15 protein-coding genes and 1 pseudogene are annotated in these 22429 nt (G+C 59.5%); 3 read left to right on the top strand and 13 right to left on the bottom strand.

From position 1 onward, the window contains the following. Positions 1 to 87: 87 nt before the first annotated feature. Positions 88 to 2135, top strand: a pseudogene (locus PSPTO_RS05465) (S-type pyocin domain-containing protein). Between the two features lies 1 nt (position 2136). Further along, positions 2137 to 2409 (top strand): hypothetical protein, encoded by a 273-nt coding sequence (locus PSPTO_RS05460; RefSeq protein ID WP_005736632.1) that lies wholly within the window; start codon positions 2137 to 2139, stop codon positions 2407 to 2409. Positions 2410 to 2507: 98 nt separating this feature from the next. Here the strand turns inward: PSPTO_RS05460 and PSPTO_RS05455 are convergent, their stop codons facing one another. The 12 genes from PSPTO_RS05455 to PSPTO_RS05400 form a co-directional block, all read right to left on the bottom strand. Continuing rightward, entirely contained in the window at positions 2508 to 3659 is a 1152-nt protein-coding gene (locus PSPTO_RS05455; protein ID WP_005770934.1) for an alginate O-acetyltransferase AlgX-related protein, read from the bottom strand. A gap of 11 nt (positions 3660 to 3670) precedes the next feature. After that, positions 3671 to 5086 (bottom strand): MBOAT family O-acyltransferase, encoded by a 1416-nt coding sequence (locus tag PSPTO_RS05450; RefSeq protein WP_005770932.1) that lies wholly within the window; start codon positions 5084 to 5086, stop codon positions 3671 to 3673. A gap of 18 nt (positions 5087 to 5104) precedes the next feature. Beyond that, entirely contained in the window at positions 5105 to 5779 is a 675-nt protein-coding gene (locus PSPTO_RS05445) for an alginate O-acetyltransferase AlgF (protein ID WP_005770931.1), read from the bottom strand. After that, positions 5776 to 6441: an SGNH/GDSL hydrolase family protein gene (locus PSPTO_RS05440; protein ID WP_002556137.1), complete on the bottom strand. Its 666-nt coding sequence runs from the start codon at positions 6439 to 6441 to the stop codon at positions 5776 to 5778. Before PSPTO_RS05440 ends, PSPTO_RS05445 begins: the two co-directional genes overlap by 4 nt. A 15-nt stretch (positions 6442 to 6456) precedes the next feature. Beyond that, positions 6457 to 10353, bottom strand: coding sequence for a cellulose biosynthesis protein BcsC (locus PSPTO_RS05435; RefSeq protein WP_046463740.1), 3897 nt, complete (start codon positions 10351 to 10353; stop codon positions 6457 to 6459). After that, a complete protein-coding gene (gene bcsZ / locus PSPTO_RS05430) occupies positions 10329 to 11540 on the bottom strand; it encodes a cellulose synthase complex periplasmic endoglucanase BcsZ (protein ID WP_005770923.1) in 1212 nt (403 codons plus the stop codon). Before bcsZ ends, PSPTO_RS05435 begins: the two co-directional genes overlap by 25 nt. A gap of 3 nt (positions 11541 to 11543) precedes the next feature. Continuing rightward, entirely contained in the window at positions 11544 to 13799 is a 2256-nt protein-coding gene (gene bcsB / locus PSPTO_RS05425) for a cellulose biosynthesis cyclic di-GMP-binding regulatory protein BcsB (RefSeq protein WP_005770921.1), read from the bottom strand. 14 nt (positions 13800 to 13813) lie between these two features. Continuing rightward, positions 13814 to 16033, bottom strand: a complete 2220-nt coding sequence (gene bcsA / locus PSPTO_RS05420; protein WP_005770918.1) for a UDP-forming cellulose synthase catalytic subunit — start codon at positions 16031 to 16033, stop codon at positions 13814 to 13816. Next, entirely contained in the window at positions 16030 to 17175 is a 1146-nt protein-coding gene (gene bcsQ, locus PSPTO_RS05415; RefSeq protein WP_011103389.1) for a cellulose biosynthesis protein BcsQ, read from the bottom strand. Before bcsQ ends, bcsA begins: the two co-directional genes overlap by 4 nt. Before the next feature lie 282 nt (positions 17176 to 17457). Continuing rightward, positions 17458 to 18660, bottom strand: coding sequence for a murein transglycosylase A (locus tag PSPTO_RS05410; protein ID WP_005770915.1), 1203 nt, complete (start codon positions 18658 to 18660; stop codon positions 17458 to 17460). Positions 18661 to 18727: 67 nt separating this feature from the next. After that, entirely contained in the window at positions 18728 to 19996 is a 1269-nt protein-coding gene (locus PSPTO_RS05405; RefSeq protein WP_011103387.1) for a phospholipase D-like domain-containing protein, read from the bottom strand. A gap of 63 nt (positions 19997 to 20059) precedes the next feature. Then, positions 20060 to 20671 carry a MotA/TolQ/ExbB proton channel family protein gene (locus tag PSPTO_RS05400; protein ID WP_032710981.1) on the bottom strand — a complete coding sequence of 204 codons (612 nt, stop codon included), beginning with the start codon at positions 20669 to 20671 and terminating at the stop codon, positions 20060 to 20062. Between the two features lie 146 nt (positions 20672 to 20817). Here PSPTO_RS05400 and PSPTO_RS05395 point away from each other — a divergent pair, with 146 nt between their 5' ends. After that, entirely contained in the window at positions 20818 to 21648 is an 831-nt protein-coding gene (locus tag PSPTO_RS05395) for a type III effector (RefSeq protein WP_005770909.1), read from the top strand. A 25-nt stretch (positions 21649 to 21673) separates the two neighbouring features. On the opposite strand, the gene PSPTO_RS05390 is transcribed toward PSPTO_RS05395, so the two are convergent. Then, positions 21674 to 22369, bottom strand: coding sequence for an integrase (locus PSPTO_RS05390; protein ID WP_226992682.1), 696 nt, complete (start codon positions 22367 to 22369; stop codon positions 21674 to 21676). Positions 22370 to 22429: the final 60 nt, after the last annotated feature.

Here is a 22429-nt window from a genome sequence, read left to right as displayed (position 1 = left end):
TATCTATTTACCGCACTTCGCGACCGACAATACCACCTAATACCAAGGAGACATTATCAAGGTGATTTAAACTTTAAGGATACGCACATGCCGCAAAACGTTGTCACTCTGCCACCCACCATCGTCACGCCTGATCAACCGTTGCCCAGGCCACTAGGACCATTACCGGGGGCCGGAGTAGTTGCCAGGCCGCTACGGTGGGACGGCACCATTCCTGCAAACCATGAAATCGATGCATTCTTTAGTAAAAGGGGAATAAGAAACGAGCATTACAGGATGTCTGTGATTATGACAGCATTTTCGACACAGCAAAGTATCGATCAGTCTTACATAGAATCTTTGCCCTTTCTTCCCGCTGACGTTGACGCGGAAATTTCCGCTGCCGTAGGGCACTATAATCTTCCTGAATTAGAAACGGCCAAGTTTGAAAAAAACGTTGTGGACAGCCTGATATCACAAAGTGCTGCTGAGTTGGCAAAAAGCAACGAACGTGCTCATGCTTTCTTTGGCAGGCATGTATTAGCGGTAGAAATTAAAAAAGTTCTGTAGATTTTTTAAATATATTTCAAACGAGGAGAGACCTGGGATCCCCCCTTGAAGTTTACAAAAGCTGGGAAGCTTCAGTTGCAGCGGCCTACAGAGCAAAAATTCTTGAAGAGAAAATCAGGATTCTCACAGAACGATCTGTATCGCTGAGCCAGCTCATTGCTGCAGCGCAAGCCAAGGAGGACGCACGTCTGGCGGCAGAAGCCGAGTTGACCAGGCTTGCTGTTGAAGCTGCAGAACAAGCACGCCTTGCAGCAGAGGTCGAAGCTCAACGGATTGCTGCCGAAACCGCTGAACATGCCCGAGTAGTAGCGGAGGCTGAAGCCAAGCGAGTAGCGGATGAGCAGGCACTCTTTGCTGCGGAAGCAGAAGCTCACCGAATAACTGCCGAAGCTGCTGAACAAGCTCGTATGGAGGCAGAGGCGCAAGCACAGCGTGACGCTGACGAGCACGCGCGCGTGACGGCAGAAGCTCAAGCGCTAGAAGCGGGCAAGACGCTCAGGCTCCCGGAAGCTGGTACACCTCAGTTAGGTGCAGTTGCAGGAGTCATTTCCGTTACAGCAGGATCCGGCCTCTTTCTGGACGCTACCATTCAAGCCGCTATCGAAATATTAGCGGCTCTCGTAGGCACAGCTGTGAGCTCTACCACAGCCGTAGGCATCGGCACGTTGCTGTACTCCCCTTCGCTTGGCAATGGAGAGTTACCGGGAAGAATGCTGGACCTTCCGGCCAGGGTTCTGATGCCTGATCTGCCCGACGCCTTGAATGACGTGGCGGCAACGGGTGGAACGGTCGATATGCCCTATAGAATTTACGGTGATCAGTCGAAGTATTCAGTCGTGGCAACACAGCCCGAAGGCGGATTTTCTCCCAAGGTGCCTGTGAGGGCTCTGATACTGGACCCAGTGGCCAACGCCTACACCTTTACCACTTCGGACACCCCGCCCATCACCTTAACGTTTCCAATCGCAGCACCTGAAAACAGCTCAACGACTACAGTGGCACAACCGATAGAAACTCCGGCGTACACTGGCATTACGCTGGAGCCTATCGAGGTGAAGGCAGAACCTTTACCCGCAACCAGCCCGCTGGATATTCGGGATGCCATTTACGTTTATCCGGTAAATTCGGGTTTACCACCGGTTTACGTGGTGTTCAGCAGCCCGTATGAAGGGGCAACCACCAAAGGGGAGCATAGCGGTCGAATGTACGATCCTGATAATGCGGGAGGCCCAACCCAGAACCTCGACTGGACAACCGCCTCAGTCACCCAGAACGGCATTGATCTGGTTAAATTGCATACAGGCCGATTTGAGCCGTCAGACGCAAACGCCGTCATGATTGATCGTCTGGAAAAAATTCTTCGTAGCGAGTTATCCATGACGGATACCGATAAAAGATTTTATACTCACGAGCTCAGGGAGCTGGAACGTTATAGGGCACTGGGCGTTGCTGATGGAGTGGAGGGGGAGGTATGGAACAATGCTCATACTGCGACCTTGGAAGACTATAAGCTAAAAGACTCTTCAGAATCATTTTATACACCTGAAGCAATAACAGCAGAAAACAAACAGGTTTATGGAGAATAAAATGAGCACAATTAATGACATTGTAATTTCGGAAACCCCCAGGGACGTTGTACAATTTATAACCAGAGACGGAAAAGCCATTTCGTACCCCTCTCTGGACAGGCTTTATAGCAACAACAACTGGGCTAACATATCAAACAATCTTGAGCTCCTAAGGCTTATTGAGACCATGACATCAGAAGGTGTCATTGAGCATAAAAATGGAGGGTTAAGGAAAGGGCCCAACTGGAAGGAACCCGCATTCATCGCTGAGAAAAAATATACTTTTGAATAAAAGCCACCCTGTCTAAAAAGCGCCCGGCTTCGGCCGGGTGTTCTTCCATCTAAAATTCGATATTCGTAACAGCAACTCTAACAGGGCATGCCCGACGTTTATTTTACAGGCACATCTAATTTGTCGACCACCTCATAAACCGTCTGCAGATCCCGCTCCGGGATTTCCCAGATCAGCAGCTTCGGCGGGGTCTGGCGAAAGGCCGGGTTGTCGAAATAGACGTTGGCAGCGCCCGAGAACTCGCCGCCGTCCTTGGCGAAGTTGCCGATCGGTGCGCCGAGTTCGCGCTGTAGAAACCCGACAAAACCCGAATTGCGCGAGAACGATGTGCCGATCAAGGCGACGTTGGGCAGGTTGCTGTCGCCGAACAGGTCGTCGAGGTTGTCGCCGCCTGCCGCCGCGTCGCTGGCAAGCTCGGTGATTTGCGTGGCGGCTACGCTCTGTGCGGCAGGCTGCAACGACAGCGGTAGCCAGTCGAGACCCGCTAAACGCACCAGATCGCCGGGGCGCTCGGCAATCGGGGCGATGCTGGTTTGAAACTGCCGTTGCGGAGTGGCCTGAAAGCCGGCTTTGCGCAGGTGCAGTGCCAGCGCTCTGGCGGCCGCGTTGGCACCGCATTCGCTCCAGTGCGTGTCGGTGCGCAGGTATGCCGTTTCACCCAGCGGTTGCAGGGTAGCGGTCAGGTCCAGCGTATCGACACCGGCGGCTTTCAGGCTGTTGGTCCATTGCGCAACTCGGGCCTGCTGCACGTCGGGGCGATACAGCCCGCACAGCTGGGCTGCAGCAATGCGGCTTTTGTCTGGCACCACGGCGACCAGCAGGTCGATGCCGCGCTTTTTCAGGCTGCGTTGCACATCGATGACCGCCTGCGCCTTGTGTTGCGCATTGGCCTGCGCGTCGCGATTGAGCCTGAATTCATCGGTCAGGAACAGCCAGCCCGGACACCCCTGACGGACCCGCGGGCCGGTGTCGTGAAACAGCAACCAGCTTGCGCCACGCTCGATATCCGCTGCGCGCTGCGCCAGAAAAGTCCCTGACAGTTGCCTGGCCAGTTTGTGAGTCACCTCGCCATGCAGCGCTGCCTCGAGGGTCAGGGGTTTGGGCAGCAACTCGACCTTGCCGCTGGCTAGCAGCATGCACGAGGCCAGCAAGCCGACGCCGATGAAAACCGCCAGCGTGATGCCCGCCGCGCCACAGGTGCGCACGGCCAGTTCGCTGGGTGGAGGCGGTACAGCAGACGGAGCAGTCATGGCCACCGACCTCAGAACTGGAAGTAAAGAAAAGGGACCGTCTCGCGGCTGGCAATCAGCGCGAACGACAGCAGAAAGCCGGCTATCGGCCACAGTGCGGCGCCCGCTATGAACAGGGGGCGGCTGGCGAAGCGCTGCTCAACGCGAACCTGCAACAACGGCGCGAGCACACAGGCCACGCCCAGCAGCGCCGCCATGCCATGCGCCGGGCGCAGGGTCACGGCCAGTGCATCGCCCAGCCCCAGGCCATGCAGGCCGAACTGTCCGGCATACAGGGTCAGCGCAGTGGCAAAATCCGGGGCACGGAACAGCGTCCAGGCCAGGCACACAAACAGCAGGGTCAACACGTGCGCCAGTGGTTTGGGAATCGCGGGCAGGCTGGAGCGCGACCAGGCGCGATCCACGCACAGCGCCACCCCATGCGCAGCGCCCCACAACAGATAGTTCCAGCTGTCGCCGCCATGCCACAGACCGGCGATGGCCATGGTCAGAAACAGGTTACGGTAGGTGTTCCAGACGCCATGCCGGTTGCCGCCCAAGGCAATATACAGGTAGTCGCGCAACCAACTGGACAGCGACAGGTGCCAGCGCCGCCAGAAGTCCTGAATGCTGCTGGCCAGGTACGGCCGGTTGAAGTTTTCGGGAAAGTGAAAGCCCAGCATCAGCCCAAGACCGATGGCCATGGCGCTGTAACCGGCAAAGTCGAAGAACAGTTGCAGCGAGTACGCCAGGCAGCCGATCCAGGCATCGGCCAGCGACGGCTCCGGCAAGTGAAACGCCACATCGACCAACGGTGACAGGGTGTCGGCCACCAGCACTTTCATGCTCATGCCAATCATGAAACGGCGTGCGCCCAGGGCGAAATTCTGGCGGTTGAAATGGCGCTGCACCAGCTCGCGACGCACCCAGTCATAGCGAATGATCGGCCCGGCAATCGAGTGGCCGAACATCGAGATGTAGGTCGCGTAATTGATGAAACTGCGCTCGACCGGCACGGTGTGCCTATGCACATCCACCAGATAGGAAATCGCCTGCAGCACAATGAACGACAGCCCGGCCGGTAACGCCACGCGCTGCCATTGCAGCGGCATCGCTCCGTAGTACGTGATCAACTGATTCCAGCTACCGGCGACGATGTTGGCGTATTTGTACCAGCACAGCACGGCGGTGTTGAACACGATCAGTGCCACCAGCAGACGCACCCGCCCTGTTGAGCCTTGCCGCGCCCGATCAACCAGCAAACCGCCGACCCAGGCCACGATCGTCAACACGATGTGCAGGCTCAGAAACAGCGGGCTCAGCCAGCCGTAGAACAGCCAACTGCCGATCAACAGAACGACGTTGCGCCACGCCGCCGGGCTTGCGGCATAGGCCAGCAAAAAAGCCGGCAGGAACACCATCAGAAACTCAAGCGAGGCGAATACCATAACGACGACAGAACCCGATCAGTTGGACAGTGTGTCCGTGGCCGACAACAGGCGCGGGCCTGTGGCGGACGGCACCAGCAAGATGCTATAGCGTTCACCGGCCTTGAGGTCACCCAGATTCAGCGGCGCGCCGACAGTGGCGTTGGCGCAGACCAACTGCACCGAAAGGCTCACTGGATTAATCGAACGGCGCTGCAACGTACCGGTCGGGATCGCCTTGAACACATCAGCCGTGCGACCGGCCGGACGCAGGCTTGCCTGCGCACAACCGGCATCCAGACTGAAAAACGCCAGCGAAGCCTTTAAACCGTTGAAATCATCAGGCTGCTCACGCACCGTCACCGGCACAAGGCTGCCATCGGGCTGGGTGGTCAGTACGACGGTGGCGAACTCGCCCGGCTCGACGCTGACGTCCATCGGCAGCTTTTTCTCGCCGCTGATCAACGTGCCTTTTATCGAGCTGCTGGCCTGCACCGGAAAAAACAGCGACACCGGTTTTGCCGCGTCCAGTTGCAACGGTGCCTGACCTTCCTGGGCAACCACTTGCAGCGGCGCGGCAGTGGCATTGATAAAGCGAATGAACGCCGAATCCTGGGCCGGGCCTGTCGGGTACAGGGCGATGTCGGCCGCCTGCGCTTGAACACCGATCAACAGGGCCGCGACGCTACCGGCCATCAGGCGCAGGGCGATCATTGCTTCGCTCCGGCTGCGCTGACGCTGGTGACCGGGAGTTTGCCCAAGGCATCGCCAATCGCGGTGCCCCAGGACTTATAACCGGCGACGGTAAAATGCTGGCCGTCGGTGGTGATCCATTGTCCCGGTTTGGAGAAGCTCAGCGAGTCGATGTACGTGCAGGGCGCCACGTTGCTGGCCAGAAACTGCGACATCAACTGAGTGCGCGCATCGTTCTTCTGGTACATGCCACCCACCTTGCCCCACGCAGGGCCCACCCAGGCGCACTTGGTGCCCGTGGCCGCAATCGCCTTGGTCAGGCCGGTGACGCTCTGCCATGCCCAGGCCTTGGGAAACGAAGGCTTGTCATAGGAAGCCATGGTGTCGCCGATCACGATCACCACCAGATCAGGCTTGTCGGCCGCGATCAGCTCGCCGATAGGCGTAGTCGTGGCGTCACGTCCCTTGATGACGATCTTGCCGTTGCCTTTTTGCTCGGCCCCGCAATCGACCTTTTTAGTGATCAGCCAGTCACCGGCACTCGCGCCACAGGCACCGATCGAATGCACGATAGCGCCCTGTCTGGTCAGGTTGTCATGCAGCGGTTCCATCAGATGATCGGCCAGACTCATGTGGCTTTCTCCCAGGACCAGAAGGGTCATACCGGCAAGAACGGAAGGCATCGAATTCTCCAGAAATCAGTTGGAATAAGGTGAACGGTAAGGGCTGACCGGCAGTGCCATCGGGCCGGTTATGTCCTCGAACATGTAACGCAGGTAAAGCGCGCCGCTGAACTGGCGATAGTCCCGGGCATTGTCCAGGCCCAGACTGGCCCCCATGAACAGGCTGGAATCGAGCTTGTACTCGCCTGCCGCGCTCAGGTTGTAGCCAATTCCGGTTTTGCTTTGCCCTGTGTAGCGCTGGGCGGAAGCGGCCTGTAGCGTGCTGTCGTCGGGGAAGAATTCGGCGCCGTCCTGCTTGAAGTGCTGGACCCCGACCGAGCTCTTGACCTGATAGCTGAAACGCTCGGTGCGCTGTGCCCACATCACCGGCACGCCGATGGCATAGAAGCTCTGCGGGCTGAAATAGCCACCGTGGCCGTACGTGAAGTAGCTCTGGTCATTGTCATAGCTCATGCCCATCAGGCTCAGGCCTGCGGTCAGTTTGCTGTCCTCGGCATTGCGCAGGTACCAGTAAACGCCGCCACCCACTTCGCCTCGGGTGTTGGATTTCACGTTGTTGCCAACCAGTTTGTGCCACGAGCCGTAGCCATAACCGCCGATGGTCTGGTCGTCATAGCTGAGCTGACCGCGCCCGCCGTTGGCCGTGACGCCGCCCCAGGACAGGCCGCTGCGCTCGTCTGTGGAACCGGCAAACGAAGTCACGCTGTCCGTCACCGGACGCCGTGACACGTTGAGGCCGTAGCGCAGGTCCGGGTTGTTACCCAACGGCCGGTCGACACTCGCGCCGCCGGCAACCGTGGTGTATTTGAAACCCATCGGCGTGGTGCCGATATCGGCCTTGAGGCCTTCTTCGGGGCGCTCGAACGCCACCGCCAGACCGACACCCTTGTCGCTCTGCGAACCGGCAGCACCGCTGGTGCCACCGCCAAAACGGGCACCTGCATCTGACTTCAAGCTGCCAGCATTCAGCGACACCGGCGTGACGCGCACGGCCACCCGGTTATCACCGGCAGGCAAATTGACCTCTAGCGGGGTCTCGACCACGGTCAGTTTGCTCAGACCCGACTCGCTGTTATTGCTGCGCACGGCCAGGCCCTGACTGACGAAGCCACTGCGCTGCTCAAGAATGCGATTGAGCGCCTGCTGTGCGCTGCTGGCCTGATCGCGGTCGGTGGCTGCCATGAACGGATTGCCGCGCACACTTTGCGTACGTGCGGCAGACAGCGGTTGTGGTGCGGCGATCTGGCCGGGATAAGCGGTGTCACGCGGGGCAGATATTTCAGGCGCACTGTTTGTTTCAAGCGCTCTCCCACCGCTGAGCGACACCTGAGCCGGAGCCGGAATAGCCGAAGCCGCCGCCAGGCTACGTGAGCCGCCCGTCGCAAACGGGTTGGACGACGTGGTGCTGGTCGACACAGCCTGCACAGCCATCGCGCGCTGTTTTTCACTCTGTTCGATGGCCACGGCCTTGCGCAGCAACTCGGTGGCCGCGCCGGTCTGCCCCATGCTTTGGTAGATACGTGCGGCCTCCGTCAGGGTCTGCGGGTCGTTACGCTCCAGTTTGCGGAACTGGCTCAGGGCTTTTTCGGCAAAGCCATAATCATGCGCTTTGACCGCCGCATCGGCTGCGCCCAGCAACACTTGCGGGTCATTGGGCTGGCGCTGCAACAAAGGCTTGTACAGCTCGAACGCTCGGGCGCTGTCGCCATTGGCGGTGTACATGCGGGCGAAGGCCGACACCGCCTGAATGTCGTCCGGGCGCTGCGCCAAAGCAGGTGCCAGCGTGTCGTACGCGCCCGCCAGATCACCGCCTTCACGCAGCAGATCGGCCTGACGAATGCGGTAGCGGTACAAAAGGTCATCAAAACGTTTGCGGGTCTGCACGCTCATCGGCTGACCCTGCACGTTGCGCAGGATCGCATTGACCTGCACGTCATCGCCCGCTGCGAGCAGCAGACCGGCGTATTGCAGCATCAGGTCGGCCGACGGCAAAGGGGCCTGAGCGATGGCCGCACGGGCCATTTCCCGACCGCGCGCGGGCTCGCCCGCATCGATGTAAGCGCTGGCCAGCGTGAGTTGACGCTCCGGGCTGCCGCTGGCGACCGGTTGCAAGCGATCGAGCAGCGCCAACGCTTCCTGGCGCTGACCGCGCCGGGCGATGCCGATGGCCAGATTGATCTGCACGGTCATGGTGACTTCGTCAGCAAGCGCTTTCATGTCCGGCGTGCGCTGATCAACCGGGATGCGCGTAAACGTGGTCTGCGCGTCCTGCCACTGGCCCATTTCCACTGACAGCAGCGCGCTGGTGTAGAGCGCATCGATATTGTTGGGCTGAGCCTTGAGCAGCTCGTCGATCAGCGCGCGGGCCTTGGGCGCTTCGTCGGTCTTGAGGTACAGGCGCGCCAGATCAAAACGCGTCCAGACATTGTCCGGGTCGTTCTTCACCGCGTCTTTCAAGGCCACCTGGGCAGCGCGAACATCGCCACGCTGCTCGGCCAGCCGCGCCACCTGGGTGGAGCGCAGCGCCTTGAAGCGACCGCTGTCGCCCAGTTTGGCCTGTTCGCCTGGCGACAATGTGTCGAGCAGGCGCAACGCTTCATCAGCCTGACCACGCTGGGCCAGCACGTTGATCAGCCCGCGGATTGCCTGCGGATTACCGCGCTGGGTCGCCAGTACCTGACGATAGCCCGCTTGCGCGGCGTCCAGTTGCCCGGCCTGCACCTGCACGTCGGCCAGGGTCAAACGCACGTCGATATTGTCAGGGTTTTGCCGCTGCGCCTGAGCCAGCAACGCTTGAGCCTTGCCGGTCTGCCCTTTGGCCTGCAGGTCACGGGCCTCTTGCAGCGAGGTCCAGAGCTGTACGTTTTCCAGCGCGTTTTTCCAGCGCGCACCGCCCTGCTGGCGCGTGGCGCGGGTCAGCAATTGTTCGGCTTCAGGCAACCGGTTCTGCTGCTGACGCACCACGCCCAGGCCGCCAAGCACGTTGGCATCGTCCGCCTTGATTTTCAGGCGGGCGGCAAAGGCTTCTTCGGCCGCCACATGATCATTTTTTTCCAGCGCCTTCAAGCCGCGCGCCACCAGCGGGTCTTGCTGCCAGCCTGAGGCAGCGCCGCTGGCATGCTGCTGGCGACCCTTGTTCAACTGGTCGCGGATTTCCTGATCGTCGGGATGAACCTTGAGAAACGCGTCGAACAGTGGCACTTGCGCAGCCGCAGGCGGGCCGATCCAGACCAGCGCCATGCGCCAGCTCTGATCGGCATCGCCGGCGATGTCCGGATGAGTGCTCAGGCGCGCCAGAGCGGCGATGCCTTCGGCGCGGCTGTCTTCGCGGCGGGCCAGGTGCTTGGCAAAGAACAGCGCCAGAATCGAGTCGTCAGGGTTCTGCCGCATCAGGCGTTCAAAACCCTTGCGCGCCTCGGGCCAGTCCGCATTGTTGAAGCCCAGGTTGGTGTAGTACTCGCGGCCGACAGTGCCTTGAGGCAAACGGCCGTTGAACAACTGGCGAAACACCCCGGTCGCCTTGTCACGCTCACCGGCGTCGGCCAGGCGTCGGGCATCATCCAGCAGCGCCTGATTTTGCGGCTGGCCGAGGGCAATGTCCTGCTCCAGCTGCACCGCCTGCCAGGGCGCTGGCGACAGCGCTTGCAGGCGCGTCAGGTAGGTCTGCGCCTGTTGCGGTTTGTTCTGTTTGACGCCGATCAGGCCCATGCCATACAGCGCTTGCACCTGATTGGCGTCGATCAACAGGACTTTCTGCCAGATTTCGGCGGCGCGCACTGCGTTCGAGCGCGCCTGCCAGTACTGGCCCTGCTCGATCAGTTGCGCCTCCACTGTGGCGCCCTGGGCATGAGAAACGCTGGCTGCAATCGCGGCAACCAACCCGATGACTAACGTGTGGCGGCGCGCGGGCATGACGTCTCCCATGACAACTTGAGGGTCCCGTCTTCACGGAACTGATAGCGTTTTTCGACCCAGCCCAAGGCAAACAGGCTGAGCATGAGGTTGTAATAGGCAGGTTCGGTACGGTCTGTCGGGTCGCGGGCCAGCGCCGTGCTGACACCGGCTTCGACCCTGCGCTGCTGCTGTTCCGCCAGCCACGTCTGGCCCTTGGCCTGGAAGTACGGCAGCAACGCCGCCGAATAACCAAACGGCGCCTGGCCCTGGCTCGCGCCACTCATCACCTGGACTTTTTCCGGGGGCGTACCGCTGGAGGCCGTGCTGACCGCCATGCCGTCGAGACGCGCCAGCAAGCGTGCGGCCAACGGGTCGGACGCAGGCGTCATGCCCGCCCAGAGGTAGACGCGAATCGCGTCATAGCTGCCCAGCTCGCCGGAGACCGGATCGACCACGAACAGCCCGGTTTTCGGTGATGTGCCGCGATAACCCACCCAGTCGGCGATAAAGCCTTTCGGGCTGGATGCGTCGATCAGTTTTGCCGTGTTGTCGGCGATTTCCTTCCATGGCCCGGCCGGCTCTTCCCTGGCCAGACGCCGTAACAGCGGCACCGGCAGGTAACTGGAGTTCAAACGCCATAAGTGGTCGGGCTGCACGAAACCTTCCGGGCCGGGCAGGAGCATCTTGCCCAGCCCCGGCAGGTTGACCACCAGCCGCGCTTCAACGGTCTTGAGCAGTGCCAGCGCATCGTTTCGATACGCCGGGTGCTGCCAGATGCGGGCGGCTTCCAGCAGCGCATAGATGATCCACAGGTCGGCGTCGGACGCAGAGTTGGCGTCCTGCAGTTTCCAGCTGCCATCTTCGCCCTGCCCCCACAACCAGCCGGGCAGGCGTGTCCTGGGGTCGGCGCCGGTCATATTTTCGGCAGTCCACGTCCACAGCGTGTCGAAGCGCGCGCGATCATTGGCCACCAAGGCGAAGAGCATGCCGTAGGACTGGCCTTCGGAGGTGCTGTGGTTGGCTTTCAGGCTGGATTCGAGCATGCGCCCGTCGGCCTGCACGTAGCGCGTGGCGTAGTCCTGCCAGAACGGCCAGGCCGGGCCGTCGCAGGTGCTGGCCGCAAGAGCCGGGGTCAGCGTCGCCGACGCCAGCACACCGGTCATCCAGCCAACAGCGCGGCGCAAATTGATTACCAGGGTCGGCATGACTTATTCATGCTCCAGTCGGCGTTTGGCAAGCGAACGCAGGGTCAGGTAAGCCACCCCGGTGACCAGCACCACACCCACGACGACCACCAGCAACAGCCACAGCACGTTGCGCGACATCAGCCACTGCACGTATTTGATCGGCCCAAGATCACCGACGTAGTAATTCTGTTCGGCAACCAGTGCTTCGACGGAATCGCCACGCACCACCACCAGACTGCCCTGCACCTTGTCGCTGTTGCTCAGCGCACGGGCCACGTCGCTCATGCCGCCGGGTTGGCCACTGGAGATCAGCACCACGCTGCGGCCTTTGTGCAGCGGCGATTCGAAGCCGGTCAGAAAGGTGCTGCGCGCATCGCTGGAGAACGCCATCGCCACCCGCGCCCGACGCAGGTTTTCATCCGGGTCCGGGCTCATCCAGTCACGCAGGCGGAACGCCAGATCGGAAAGCTCGAAACCCTGCTGCTGACCGTTGCCGGAGGTCGGCAGGCGGTTGGCCCACAGGTTGAGCAACGGCTGATCGGGCCCCGAAGACATGACCAGAATGTCCTTGTCGGCGGCGCTGGCGATCTGTGCGGCCTGCATCACTGTGACGCCGGTCGCCGGGTAACCGGTGGACTCACCAAAACGGCCCAGCACGTTCAGGTACGCGCTGACGTCTTCGGTACTCGGCTGGTCAGCCAGCACTACCGCCGTTTGCGACAGGTCAGCCAGACGCGTGAACGGGAAACCCGAGTCCTTGAACACGCCCAGGTTGGGCATCGCCATAAAGTGGTCGTAACCGCTGAAATCCAGAGTCGATTCCGGGTCGATGCTGCCGCGCATGTTGTCGATGATGATGTCGCCACATTCGCCCTGTTTGAGGTAATCGAACATGTAACGCAGTTGCAGACGCGATTGCAGCGCCACCGAATTGAGCGGCAGGTACACGTGCGCTTCACGGCTGACTGTGTCGTTGCCACCGGTCAGCCGGGCCAGGATCGAATTGCTCAGGTTATCGATCGAAGGCAGTGGCTCGGCCTTGATCAGGGTGTCGTTGAGGCTGACCATGATCGACGAATTGTTGGAGCGCTCCTGCGGCGTGTAGCGGTATTTGAGGTTCAGCGGCACACCGTCTTCGCGCCAGCTGAACAGGTCTGGCGGCAGGTTCAGCGGCACAGTGATGTCACCCGGATCGTAACCGGACACATTCAGTTTGTTGGCAGGCATCAGCTCGCCAAGCTTGATCGGCCGATCACTCGGCAGCCAGTTCGGCGCGTCATACGGCTTACGCGGCGCAAGCATGTCGACCCGTTCGATCAGCGCGCTGCTGCCGACCAGGCTCTGCCCGCCGACCACCAGCGCGTTGACCGCTTTTTTCAGCTCGGCGGAATTACGTCCCGTGATCACCAGCAACTTGCCGTTCGGGTCGTTGGGGTGCGTCACCATCGTCAGGGTCGGGCCTTTTGGCGCAGGCATGGTCAAAGCGCCCAGTTGCAGCGGGCCGTCGCCCTTGAGCAACACCAGCGCGTTGCCCTTGGCTGGCAGCTCGTTGAAGTGCGCCGGGAAGCTGGCCATCCGCGAGCGGGTCTTGGCCGCACCGATCCACGACGCAAGCGCACCGGCGGCTTCCAGCGTGGCGTTGTCGGGTGCCGCGCCCATCACCACCGGCAGGTTTACGTCACGGTCATCGCGACGGTCGAAGAACGGCAGCGGCAAAATGGCCAGATCGTTGGGCAGCGCGAACGGCGTCACACGGATGTCCAGACGCGTGTCGTTGTTGATCCGCGCCCACAGGCTGGAATGCTTGGGGTCTTCGCAGCTCATTGTGTAGTGGCCGATAAACTGCAGGTTCAGGCGGTTGAACTCGGTGATCATCTGCGGCGGAATTTCGATTACCTGAACCTGCGGCTTGCCAGCGCCCTCTTTGGGCAACGGCAGGGTCGCTGCGACTTCGTCGTTGATCATGACGTTGATCTGCGACAGATCGGCCAGCAACGCCGGTGAGTAGCTGTAACTCAAGGTCAGGCTCGCGCCAGTGACCACCTGATCGGCACGCACGTTGAAGTTGACGCTGTCAGTGGCGTCAACGCCGCGCAGGCTCATGGGGTAATTACGCCCCAACTGTTTCAGCGTCACGCTGTAACCCTGGTTTGCAGCGGCTGTTTCGGCCGCAGTTGCGACACCCCCCGTAGAGAGCACGGACAACGCACAGGCCAACAAAGCCCATGAGCGGCGAACGGCGAACCGTTCGGCACCGATAAAATACCGTTTAGTCATGACTACTCAATCCATCAGTTTGCGGGAGGTGGGGAGGTTTTTTTACGTGTGGGTAACAGGCGGCCGAAATCCTTGCGGGTGGCCTTGAGCAGCTCGACAACGCCACGAACGCCGACATGGCTGACTTCGCGCAGCGCGGCCAGCGGTGTATCCGGTTTGCCATGCCCCCAGGTCGATGCCCAGGTGTCGGCCCGCCCAAACGTCAGGCGTACCAGTTCACTCTGCTGGCGCAGTGAAAGATCATCGAAACGGGTGCCCAGATAGCCATCACGGCAGAACATCACCGTGGCGGGAAAATGGCTGGTCTGCGCGCCGCGATACAGTGACACCGTGATGCTGTCGCCACTGTCGATACCGGCATCGACAGGCAGGACAAGCCCCAGGCCGGTCTGCGAAAAGTCCTGCGTCACAGCGTTGAACACCACGCCATCGGCGCGGGTGACGCGAATCGGCAGTCTGGCCTGCACCCGCGGTTCAGTGCGCACCTGGCGGATCTCGCTGGCCACCGCAATCGCGGCGCTGGTGATGATGATGTTGTAGATCGTCCAGGCCATGTTGATGATGATGGTCAGGGTGATCGCATCGTTGTTCCAGCCCAGTTGATACAGGCTGTAGATACCGAGCGCGAAAACCACGGCATTGAGCGTCAGCAGCACGATATAGGGCCGCGCCAGCGTCCAGTCAAAGAACTTCTCCTCGACCACGCCGCCTTTGTCGGTGACGTTGAAGCCCCCGAATTTCGGGTTGATCAGGGCCATCAATACCGGGCCCATGATGTACCAGGCCAGCACGGCCTCGTAGACCTCGTTCCAGAACGAATGGCGGAAACGCCCCTGAATCCTGGAGTTGGTCAGGCTGGCGTGCGCCAGGTGCGGCAATACGTAAGCGGTGATCATCAGCGCCGAGGCGTGCATGACCTCGGCACCGAACAGCAGGTAGGCCAGTGGCGCAGTGAGAAATACCAGACGCGGCAAGCCATAGAAGAAGTGCAGCATGGAGTTGGCGTAGCACAGCCGCTGGCCGATCGACAGGCCCTTGCCCAGCAACGGATTGTCGGTGCGAAAGATCTGCGCCATGCCACGCGCCCAGCGAATGCGCTGGGCCACGTGGCGCGACAGGCTTTCAGTCGCCAGCCCCGCCGCTTGCGGAATCGCCAGGTACGCCGTGTTGTAACCGGCGCGGTTAAGCTTCAGCGCGGTGTGCGCATCTTCGGTCACGGTTTCGGTGGCCACGCCGCCGATTTCCAGCAGCGACGAACGCCGCAGCACCGCACACGAGCCACAGAAGAAGGTTGCGTTCCACAGGTCGTTGCCGTCCTGCAACAGGCCGTAAAACAGTTCGCCTTCGTTGGGCACACTGCGGAAGGTGTCGAGGTTCTTTTCGAACGGGTCTGGCGAGAAGAAAAAGTGCGGCGTCTGCAACATCGCAAGCTTTGAGTCCTTGAGGAACCAGCCCATGGCGACCTGCAGAAACGAGCGGGTCGGCACGTGATCGGCATCGAACATGGCAATGTATTCGCCATCGGTGGACTTGAGCGCTTCGTTCAGGTTACCGGCCTTGGCGTGATAATTGTTTTCACGGGTCAGGTAGCCAACACCGACCTGCTCGCAGAACTCGCGAAAGTCTTCCCGGCGGCCGTCATCGAGCACGTAAACACGCAGTTTGTCTCGCGGCCAATCGATGGACTGCGCAGCAAAAATGGTCAGTTTGACGATGCTCAGCGCTTCGTTGTACGAAGGGATAAAGACATCCACAGTCGGCCACTGGCTGGAATCGCTCGGCATGATCACAGGCTTGCGGTGCAGCGGCCAGGCCGTCTGCACGTAACCCAGCACGATGACGATCAGCGTGTAGAACTCGGCGACGATCAGCCCGTAGCCCAGCAGGCTGTCCAGCCAGTTATCAAAATCCAGAGTCGAGGTCAGCCGCCAGTACATGTACCGCAACGACGCCAGCAACGACAGCGTCACCAGCGCCAGCACCGAAATGCGCCCTGGTATCTTGCGAATCACCAGCATCGCGGCAAAACATGCCAAGGCAAAAAAGCACTGCGCGTAGAGATCCAGAGGCACCGTGACGACCAGTGCCATCAGCAGCAGGCCTACAACAATGGCCACGGTTTTCAGTGCGCGGCGCAGGGTTCTGGACTGCTGGCCGAACCTTTCCGACAAAGCATTCAGCCACAGCGATGAGCGCGTCCGGGATGGGGACGCGTCGAGCGACAGGTTAGTCATGACAATCGGGTCTCTTCTACGTCCTGAGTCAGCAGTTTGGTGATCAGCAAGTGACTCAGCACGCGCAGGTCCTGAGTGCCTGGGGAGGCGCTCGGAACCTGTACTGCGTTGTGTCCGTAAGCCAGCGCTTCTGCGAGCGCGTTATCCTTGTGCACGATGCCCAGCAAACGCCCGCCAAGACGCTTTGCCATGACATCGCGCATGTCGCGACTGAACGTGCGCGATGCATCGAACTGATTGATGACGTAATGACAGACCGGCGGCTGCGGACCGGCCAGCACGGGCTCAAGCCAGCCCTGCATCTGGTCCAGCGTCAGGTAGCACGCCGCATCGGCGGTGAGCACGACCAGCACTTGGCTGGCGGCATTGAGTGCCTGTTCCAGCATGAGTAAATCACCGCACGGCACGTCGAGAATCACCACGTCGCGCGCACTCAATTGCATGCGCGCAATCTGCCGGACCAGCCAGTGCGCGTCACTTTCCTGAAAACGCTCCAGAGAACGACGCTCATCAAGCTGCAGCGAGCCATAGGCCAACAACTGCGTGTCGGCGTCGGCAGACCCGTTCAACAACAGGGCACGCCAGTTCTCGCCGCTGAGGCTGGCACCCCCCAGGCCTGCCACATCCGGGCTGGCGTTGAGATGGTGCTGCAAGGCGTCCTGCGGGTCGAGGTCGATGGCCAGCGTCTGCCCGCCAGGCACTTTGACCAGGCTGGTCAGCGCCGCGCTCAAGGTGCTTTTACCCACCCCGCCTTTGGCTGACACCACCGCAATGACGTGTGCCGGGGTTCTGGAAAGTTGCTCTTTGCCCATCGACTGAGCCAATGCTTCGTTGTTACGCGCCTGCGCCTCGGCCTCCCGCGCCTGAACAGCCTCGGCGAGCAGTTTCGCCAATGTGTCAGCGGCTATGCGCCTGGTTTTATCGGGCGTTATCGAATCAGGTGCCGGCGCGTTGTTTTGCGCCGATTGCTCTGCGCATGGTTGCTCGATAGACGGCTGAGAGGTCGCGCGTTGCAGTGCAACAGACGGGGTGCTGGAAACGGAAGATTCCTGATAATCCAGGCTGTTGTCCGTCTCCAGATAACCGTCCGAGCTCGCGCCGAAACGTTGAAACAGATTGGCCACATCGTCAGCACGACTCATTCTGTACGACCTCAATTGGGGCCACCAGGCACAACCCCAGTGGAAAAGCATTAATACTAATGTGTAATGTCATTGTGACAGTGTCAATAAACCGATATATGGCGTCCACAATTTACCGATGAGCGGTAAATTACTCGTTTTTCGACATTTTATTGGCGCTACAAAATTGTAGATCTGGAGACAATCGGGGGCAAACGGGGCTGATTCGAGGGTTTTACGCACTTGCGGCTATATATCCTATGGATCGGATATATAGCCGCTCAAGGGGAGGATCGAATTAAATCAGTGGCTGGCGGGCGCAGGTTCTGCATCGACAGTCTGCGGCAATGCCATGCCCTTGGGCCACAGCAACCAGATATTGCCTTTCTGTTTCATGTCACCTGCCAGCTTCCCGGCCTCATCGCCAGTGCCCCAGAACAGATCAGCGCGGACTTCACCCGCAATCGCACCGCCAGTGTCCTGCGCAGCAACCGGGCGCACCACGCTGCTGCCATCCGGTCGCGTGGTAGACAACCAGAGCAGGCTGCCCAGCGGAATCACCTTGCGGTCGATGGCTACGCTGTAACCCGGCGTCAGTGGCACGTTGAGCGAGCCACGCGGGCCTTCGTTGCTGTCCGGGTTACGGCCGAAAAACACGTAGCTGGGGTTACTGGCCAGCAACTCGCTGATACGCTCCGGATGCGCCTTGGCCCAGGCAGCGATGCTGCCCATCGTCACGTCTTCCTTCTTCAACTCGCCCTGCTCCACCAGCCAACGGCCGATGGCGCGATAAGGACGACCGTTCTGATCGGCGTAGCCCAGACGCAACTGTGAGCCGTCTTCCAGACTGACCCGCCCGGAGCCCTGAATCTGCAGGAACTGCACGTCCATCGGGTCGGTCAGCCAGGCGATCACCGGCGCATTCAAACCTTGCGCGTTGATGGTCGCGGCATCGTCGTAAGGCTTGAGCACCCGCCCCTCAAGCCGGCCGCGCAGACGCTTGCCTTTAAGCTCAGGGTAAATGCTGTCCAGATTGACCACGATCAGGTCATCGGGAATGCCATATACCGGCACATTGGCCGTCTCTGTCCGGGTCAGGCTGCCAGGGTAAACAGGCTCGTAATAGCCGGTAATCAGGCCATCCGCACTGCCACCGTCGGCACGCAAGCTGTAAACCTGCAACTGGCCCTGCAAAAACGTACGAATCTGCGTCGCATCCGGCGCCGCCGCAACGCTCGCCGCCGCCGCACACGTCGGCCCCCAGACCGCATCGGCCTTCAAACGAACACACGCGCTGCGCCATGCGGCGAAACCGGCTTGCAAATCGGCATCGGAAACCGCTGGCAGCGCTTCCCAAGAGGCCTGAGTGTACGTGGTGTGCGGCGCAGCCGGTGGCGTTACCGGTTTATCGGACTTGTCACACGCCGCCAGCAAAACGGCCAATGGCAAAGCCAGCGCCAGGCCCCGCGACCACGGTTTGAGGGAGAACATCATCAGCAGCACCAATCCGTTTACAGCCTGCAGCAGGCTGGTGGGTAAAGGGCGTCATTGTGGCGGAATGATGCGTGGGGGCCTAGTGGGGAGCTGCATTCAAACTTCCCGGATGCGGTTGCGGGTAGTCGCGATTGATGTCGATGGGCTTGGCATACGGCCCCTCCCAGAGCTGTGCATGCAACTGGCCGATGCGCCTGGCCATCGTGCTGTCGTGCATCACCACTTCCAGGTTGCGCGAGTTGTCGAGGTAGCCGCCGAGCCAGTTGCTGGTGCCGACCCAGGCGACCTGGTCATCAATCGCCATGGTTTTGCTGTGGATCACCCGTGCGTAGGGGATGAAACCCTGAGCGGCCATTGGCAACGTCACGATGCGTATTTGTATGTTGGGCACCAGAGCCAGACTTTTCAGATAGGCGACCTCGGGCATGCCGGTGTTCCAGTCTGAAACCATGAGTTTGACCGACACGCCACGGGCGGCGGCGCTGCGCAGGGCGTTGTCGATGACCGCGTAATACGGCCGGGTTTTATCAGGCCCATAGGACAGCGGTGCGTAGTCCAGCAACTGGACACGAACCTCGCTTTTGGCTTGCGCCAGCAAACGCGGCAGTTCGGTCTCGGAGTCGCGCACGCCCGACGGGTTATAGCGCTGTGGGCTGGCGACCAGATAATTGCCACCGGGCGATGCGCCGCTGGCAGGCGGCGCACCAGAAACAGCAACCGGCACAGGTTTGCCGTCGGCAATGGCCGCCTGGGCAAGCCAGTCCTGATCGAACACAGCCTGCGTCTGTCGCACGACCGTGGGCTCGTCAATACGCAAACCGGTTTCGTGAATATGTTCCAGTGAACGCCAATCGAAGTTCTGACTGCCGATAAATGCCTGCTTGCCATCCACCACGAAAAACTTGGCGTGGATGATGCCACTGCCGGTCAGCCTGGCGTAAGGCAGCACCCGCAAGGTGAGGTTGGGGATCGCCCGCAAGCGTTCAAGGGTCTCTGGATCGGAAAGCTTCAAGCCTTTCTCTTCCAGCAGAAAACGGATGTTTACCCCGCGCTGCCCCGCTGCGGTCAGGCTTTCAAGCACCTTGCCCATCACCGAGCCTGGCTGATCTGCCACATAAAACTGTTCGATATCGATACGCTCGCGAGCCCCATCGAACAGCTCGCGCCAGACATCGCCAGGCGCTCGCAGGTCCGGGGTTTGCAGGTCGGTCCCGACGGGCACGGTGTGCACCAGGTCGAAACCGGGAATGGCGAAATCTGCATAGGCAACCGGACTGCTGAGCAGCAATGCGGCAATCAGGCTGCGGTAGCGTATGGACGTCGAGCGAAACCAGATAGAGAAGTGCATGGCAGTCTCATGGCCAGAACAGGCGAAAGCGGCACACGTCAGAGACCTGCGCCGATGTGTTGATCATGCCGTCCGGAAACCGGGCTGGGGAATGGCGACCGGATGCGGCATTTCACCCTGCACCCGCGCGCCGCTGGCGGCACGGATCAGGAGGATCTTGAGTTGATCGTTGATGCGCTCGAGGCTGTCCTGAAAGTAGTTGTGAAAGACCACGCAGAACAACGCAATCGCAATACCCAGACCTGTCGCGAACAACGCCGTACCGATACCGGCAGAAATCTGCCCGGGGTCGGACACCCCGGCGCTGGCCAAGGCTTTGAAGGTATCGATGATGCCCAGAATCGTCCCCAGCAACCCCAGCAAGGGCGCTGCGGTGGTGATGGTTTCGATCAGCCAGAGGCTGCGGGACAGCGGCGCGCGGGTGCTCAGGTACTGGGTTTCAATGACGTCATCCAGGTCCCGGCGTGAACCGTGAGCGTTTTTCTGCGCCAGTACCGGCAACACCATTTCCAGCGGCAGGCTGGTGCGGCGGGTCAGCGTCTCCGGCAGGTCTTTTTCACTGTGCACTGACGCGCTGAGTGCCGTTTGCAGCGCCCGCGACTGGCGACGCACGTAGGCAAAGTAGATGCCGCGTTCAATCGCGACGAAGATCGCAATCGCGATGGCGGCGTTTATGTGGAATGGAAAATCAACCCCTTACGTCCTAACAAAAATTCTCTACGTGAGAGGCCTTCAAGTAGATCTCCCGCCAATTTGGGAACCACATCATGGGTAAAAGCCACGAAGAGCTAAGTTGTTAGAAGCAACGTCTGGAGGCATACATGCACGCAAATCCTTTAAGCTCTTTCAACAGAGCTCAACATGGCAATCTGACTAATGTAGAGGCCAGCCAAGTTAAATCGGCAGGAACCTCTTCCACCACTAATATAGACAGTAAAAACATTGAAGAACATGTTGCAGACAGACTCAGTGATTTAGGCAGACCTGATGGTGGATGGTTTTTCGAGAAGTCACTTGGCACCTTGAAAAATTTAAATCTTGAGCAGTTAGCCGGAATCCATGATGTACTAAAATTAACAGATGGCGTAAAGAACATTGTCTCTTTTGGAGCTCGGGAAGGAGGCTTCGAGTTGGCAATGCAGTTTCGTCATGATTTATACAGATCTCAACATCCGGATGAAAACTCGCCGCACGATGCCGCAACTCATTATCTTGATGCAATCAGCCTGCAATCAAACAAATTTACAAAACTTGAAAAACTACAACATGTAGATGTATTTAAAATGCAAAACCCGTTTTGGGATGTCGGGTACAAAAACGGAATTGCGCACGCAAAAAAAATGGCATTCTTCATAACGCCAGAGTGGCTGGGTTCTGATTTCTGTAAACAGGAATTCCAGTGGCTTAGCGAAACAAAAAACAAAGACATAAAATCTGCATTTGTGATCTTTAAAGATGTAGACTTAAAAAGCAAAAATATGACAAGTATCTTCAATTTTGCAGACTTCCATAAATCACGCGTCATGATGGCAAGCACACCTCCCGAATCGGGATTGAATAATGTAAAAATCGAAAATAGCGTTGACCTGAATTTCAAGAGGTTATTAACTGACCGTGAGTCATGGGAACTAAATAATTTCCTAGGCGACTAAAAAACTCAAATCAGAGTGCCCACGATTATCGGTGTTTTTTAGCCTCGATTTGACTGGGCGTTCTGCCATCCAGCGTCGGCACATCATCGAGCTTGCGTATAAGCCCATCCAATTTTTCCAGGTCACCTTCAACAATAGCCCGCTCATCGGCCGTCAGGGGCACGGCCTCCAGATAATGTCCGATGGACGCTTTACTTTCCAGAGCCTGCGCTCTGGCACTGGCTTTGGGAATATTAAAATCGCAGCCAGCACACGCCATTCGATGAGGGCAACTGCTCCAGAACGGATTTGAACAGTACGAATCGCCCAGATCATAAAAGGTATAAGGGTCAGATGAACGTCGTGCGATTACGTCGTGGTCGATAAGCACTGACACCATGTGAGACATTTGATCAGCTTTGACAAATGATGCAGCCAGCTTGGTGGGGCGGATGCGGATGTAATGGAGCGTAGAACTGGGGGAACTGTGCCCAGACCACTGCATCAGCTCCATTAGCGACATGCCCTGCGGAACACTCGCCAATGCAGTAACGACCGAGGCGCGCCCCCGATGGCTGGTAATACGACCGCGACTGTCGTCTAGCGGGACACCGGCCTTTGCACATAGCATCGGGATAATCGTACGGTTGATGACTCCCACGCCCATGCGCTTGCCCCGAAACTGAAACAGGTAACTGACCTTCTCCCCGGTTCGTTCATCCAGAAGTGGTGCCTGGTTCACCGGTCTTTCTTTAAGCCAGGCGTCGATTCGCTCTTTAACGTAAGCGATCCACCAACCACA

The organism is Pseudomonas syringae pv. tomato str. DC3000 (genome assembly GCF_000007805.1).
Lineage (GTDB): Bacteria > Pseudomonadota > Gammaproteobacteria > Pseudomonadales > Pseudomonadaceae > Aquipseudomonas > Aquipseudomonas avellanae.
Note: the sequence above shows the minus strand (reverse complement) of the source record. Positions and strands in the feature narration are given on the sequence as shown.

Bases quoted from the DNA above. Each gene is read 5' to 3' on its own strand.
- PSPTO_RS05460 (WP_005736632.1), top strand. From the start codon at position 2,137: ATGAGCACAATTAATGACATTGTAATTTCGGAAACCCCCAGGGACGTT.
- PSPTO_RS05455 (WP_005770934.1), bottom strand. From the start codon at position 3,659: ATGACTGCTCCGTCTGCTGTACCGCCTCCACCCAGCGAACTGGCCGTG.
- PSPTO_RS05450 (WP_005770932.1), bottom strand. From the start codon at position 5,086: ATGGTATTCGCCTCGCTTGAGTTTCTGATGGTGTTCCTGCCGGCTTTT.
- PSPTO_RS05445 (WP_005770931.1), bottom strand. From the start codon at position 5,779: ATGATCGCCCTGCGCCTGATGGCCGGTAGCGTCGCGGCCCTGTTGATC.
- PSPTO_RS05440 (WP_002556137.1), bottom strand. From the start codon at position 6,441: ATGCCTTCCGTTCTTGCCGGTATGACCCTTCTGGTCCTGGGAGAAAGC.
- PSPTO_RS05435 (WP_046463740.1), bottom strand. From the start codon at position 10,353: ATGCCCGCGCGCCGCCACACGTTAGTCATCGGGTTGGTTGCCGCGATT.
- bcsZ (WP_005770923.1), bottom strand. From the start codon at position 11,540: ATGCCGACCCTGGTAATCAATTTGCGCCGCGCTGTTGGCTGGATGACC.
- bcsB (WP_005770921.1), bottom strand. From the start codon at position 13,799: ATGACTAAACGGTATTTTATCGGTGCCGAACGGTTCGCCGTTCGCCGC.
- bcsA (WP_005770918.1), bottom strand. From the start codon at position 16,033: ATGACTAACCTGTCGCTCGACGCGTCCCCATCCCGGACGCGCTCATCG.
- bcsQ (WP_011103389.1), bottom strand. From the start codon at position 17,175: ATGAGTCGTGCTGACGATGTGGCCAATCTGTTTCAACGTTTCGGCGCG.
- PSPTO_RS05405 (WP_011103387.1), bottom strand. From the start codon at position 19,996: ATGCACTTCTCTATCTGGTTTCGCTCGACGTCCATACGCTACCGCAGC.
- PSPTO_RS05395 (WP_005770909.1), top strand. From the start codon at position 20,818: ATGCACGCAAATCCTTTAAGCTCTTTCAACAGAGCTCAACATGGCAAT.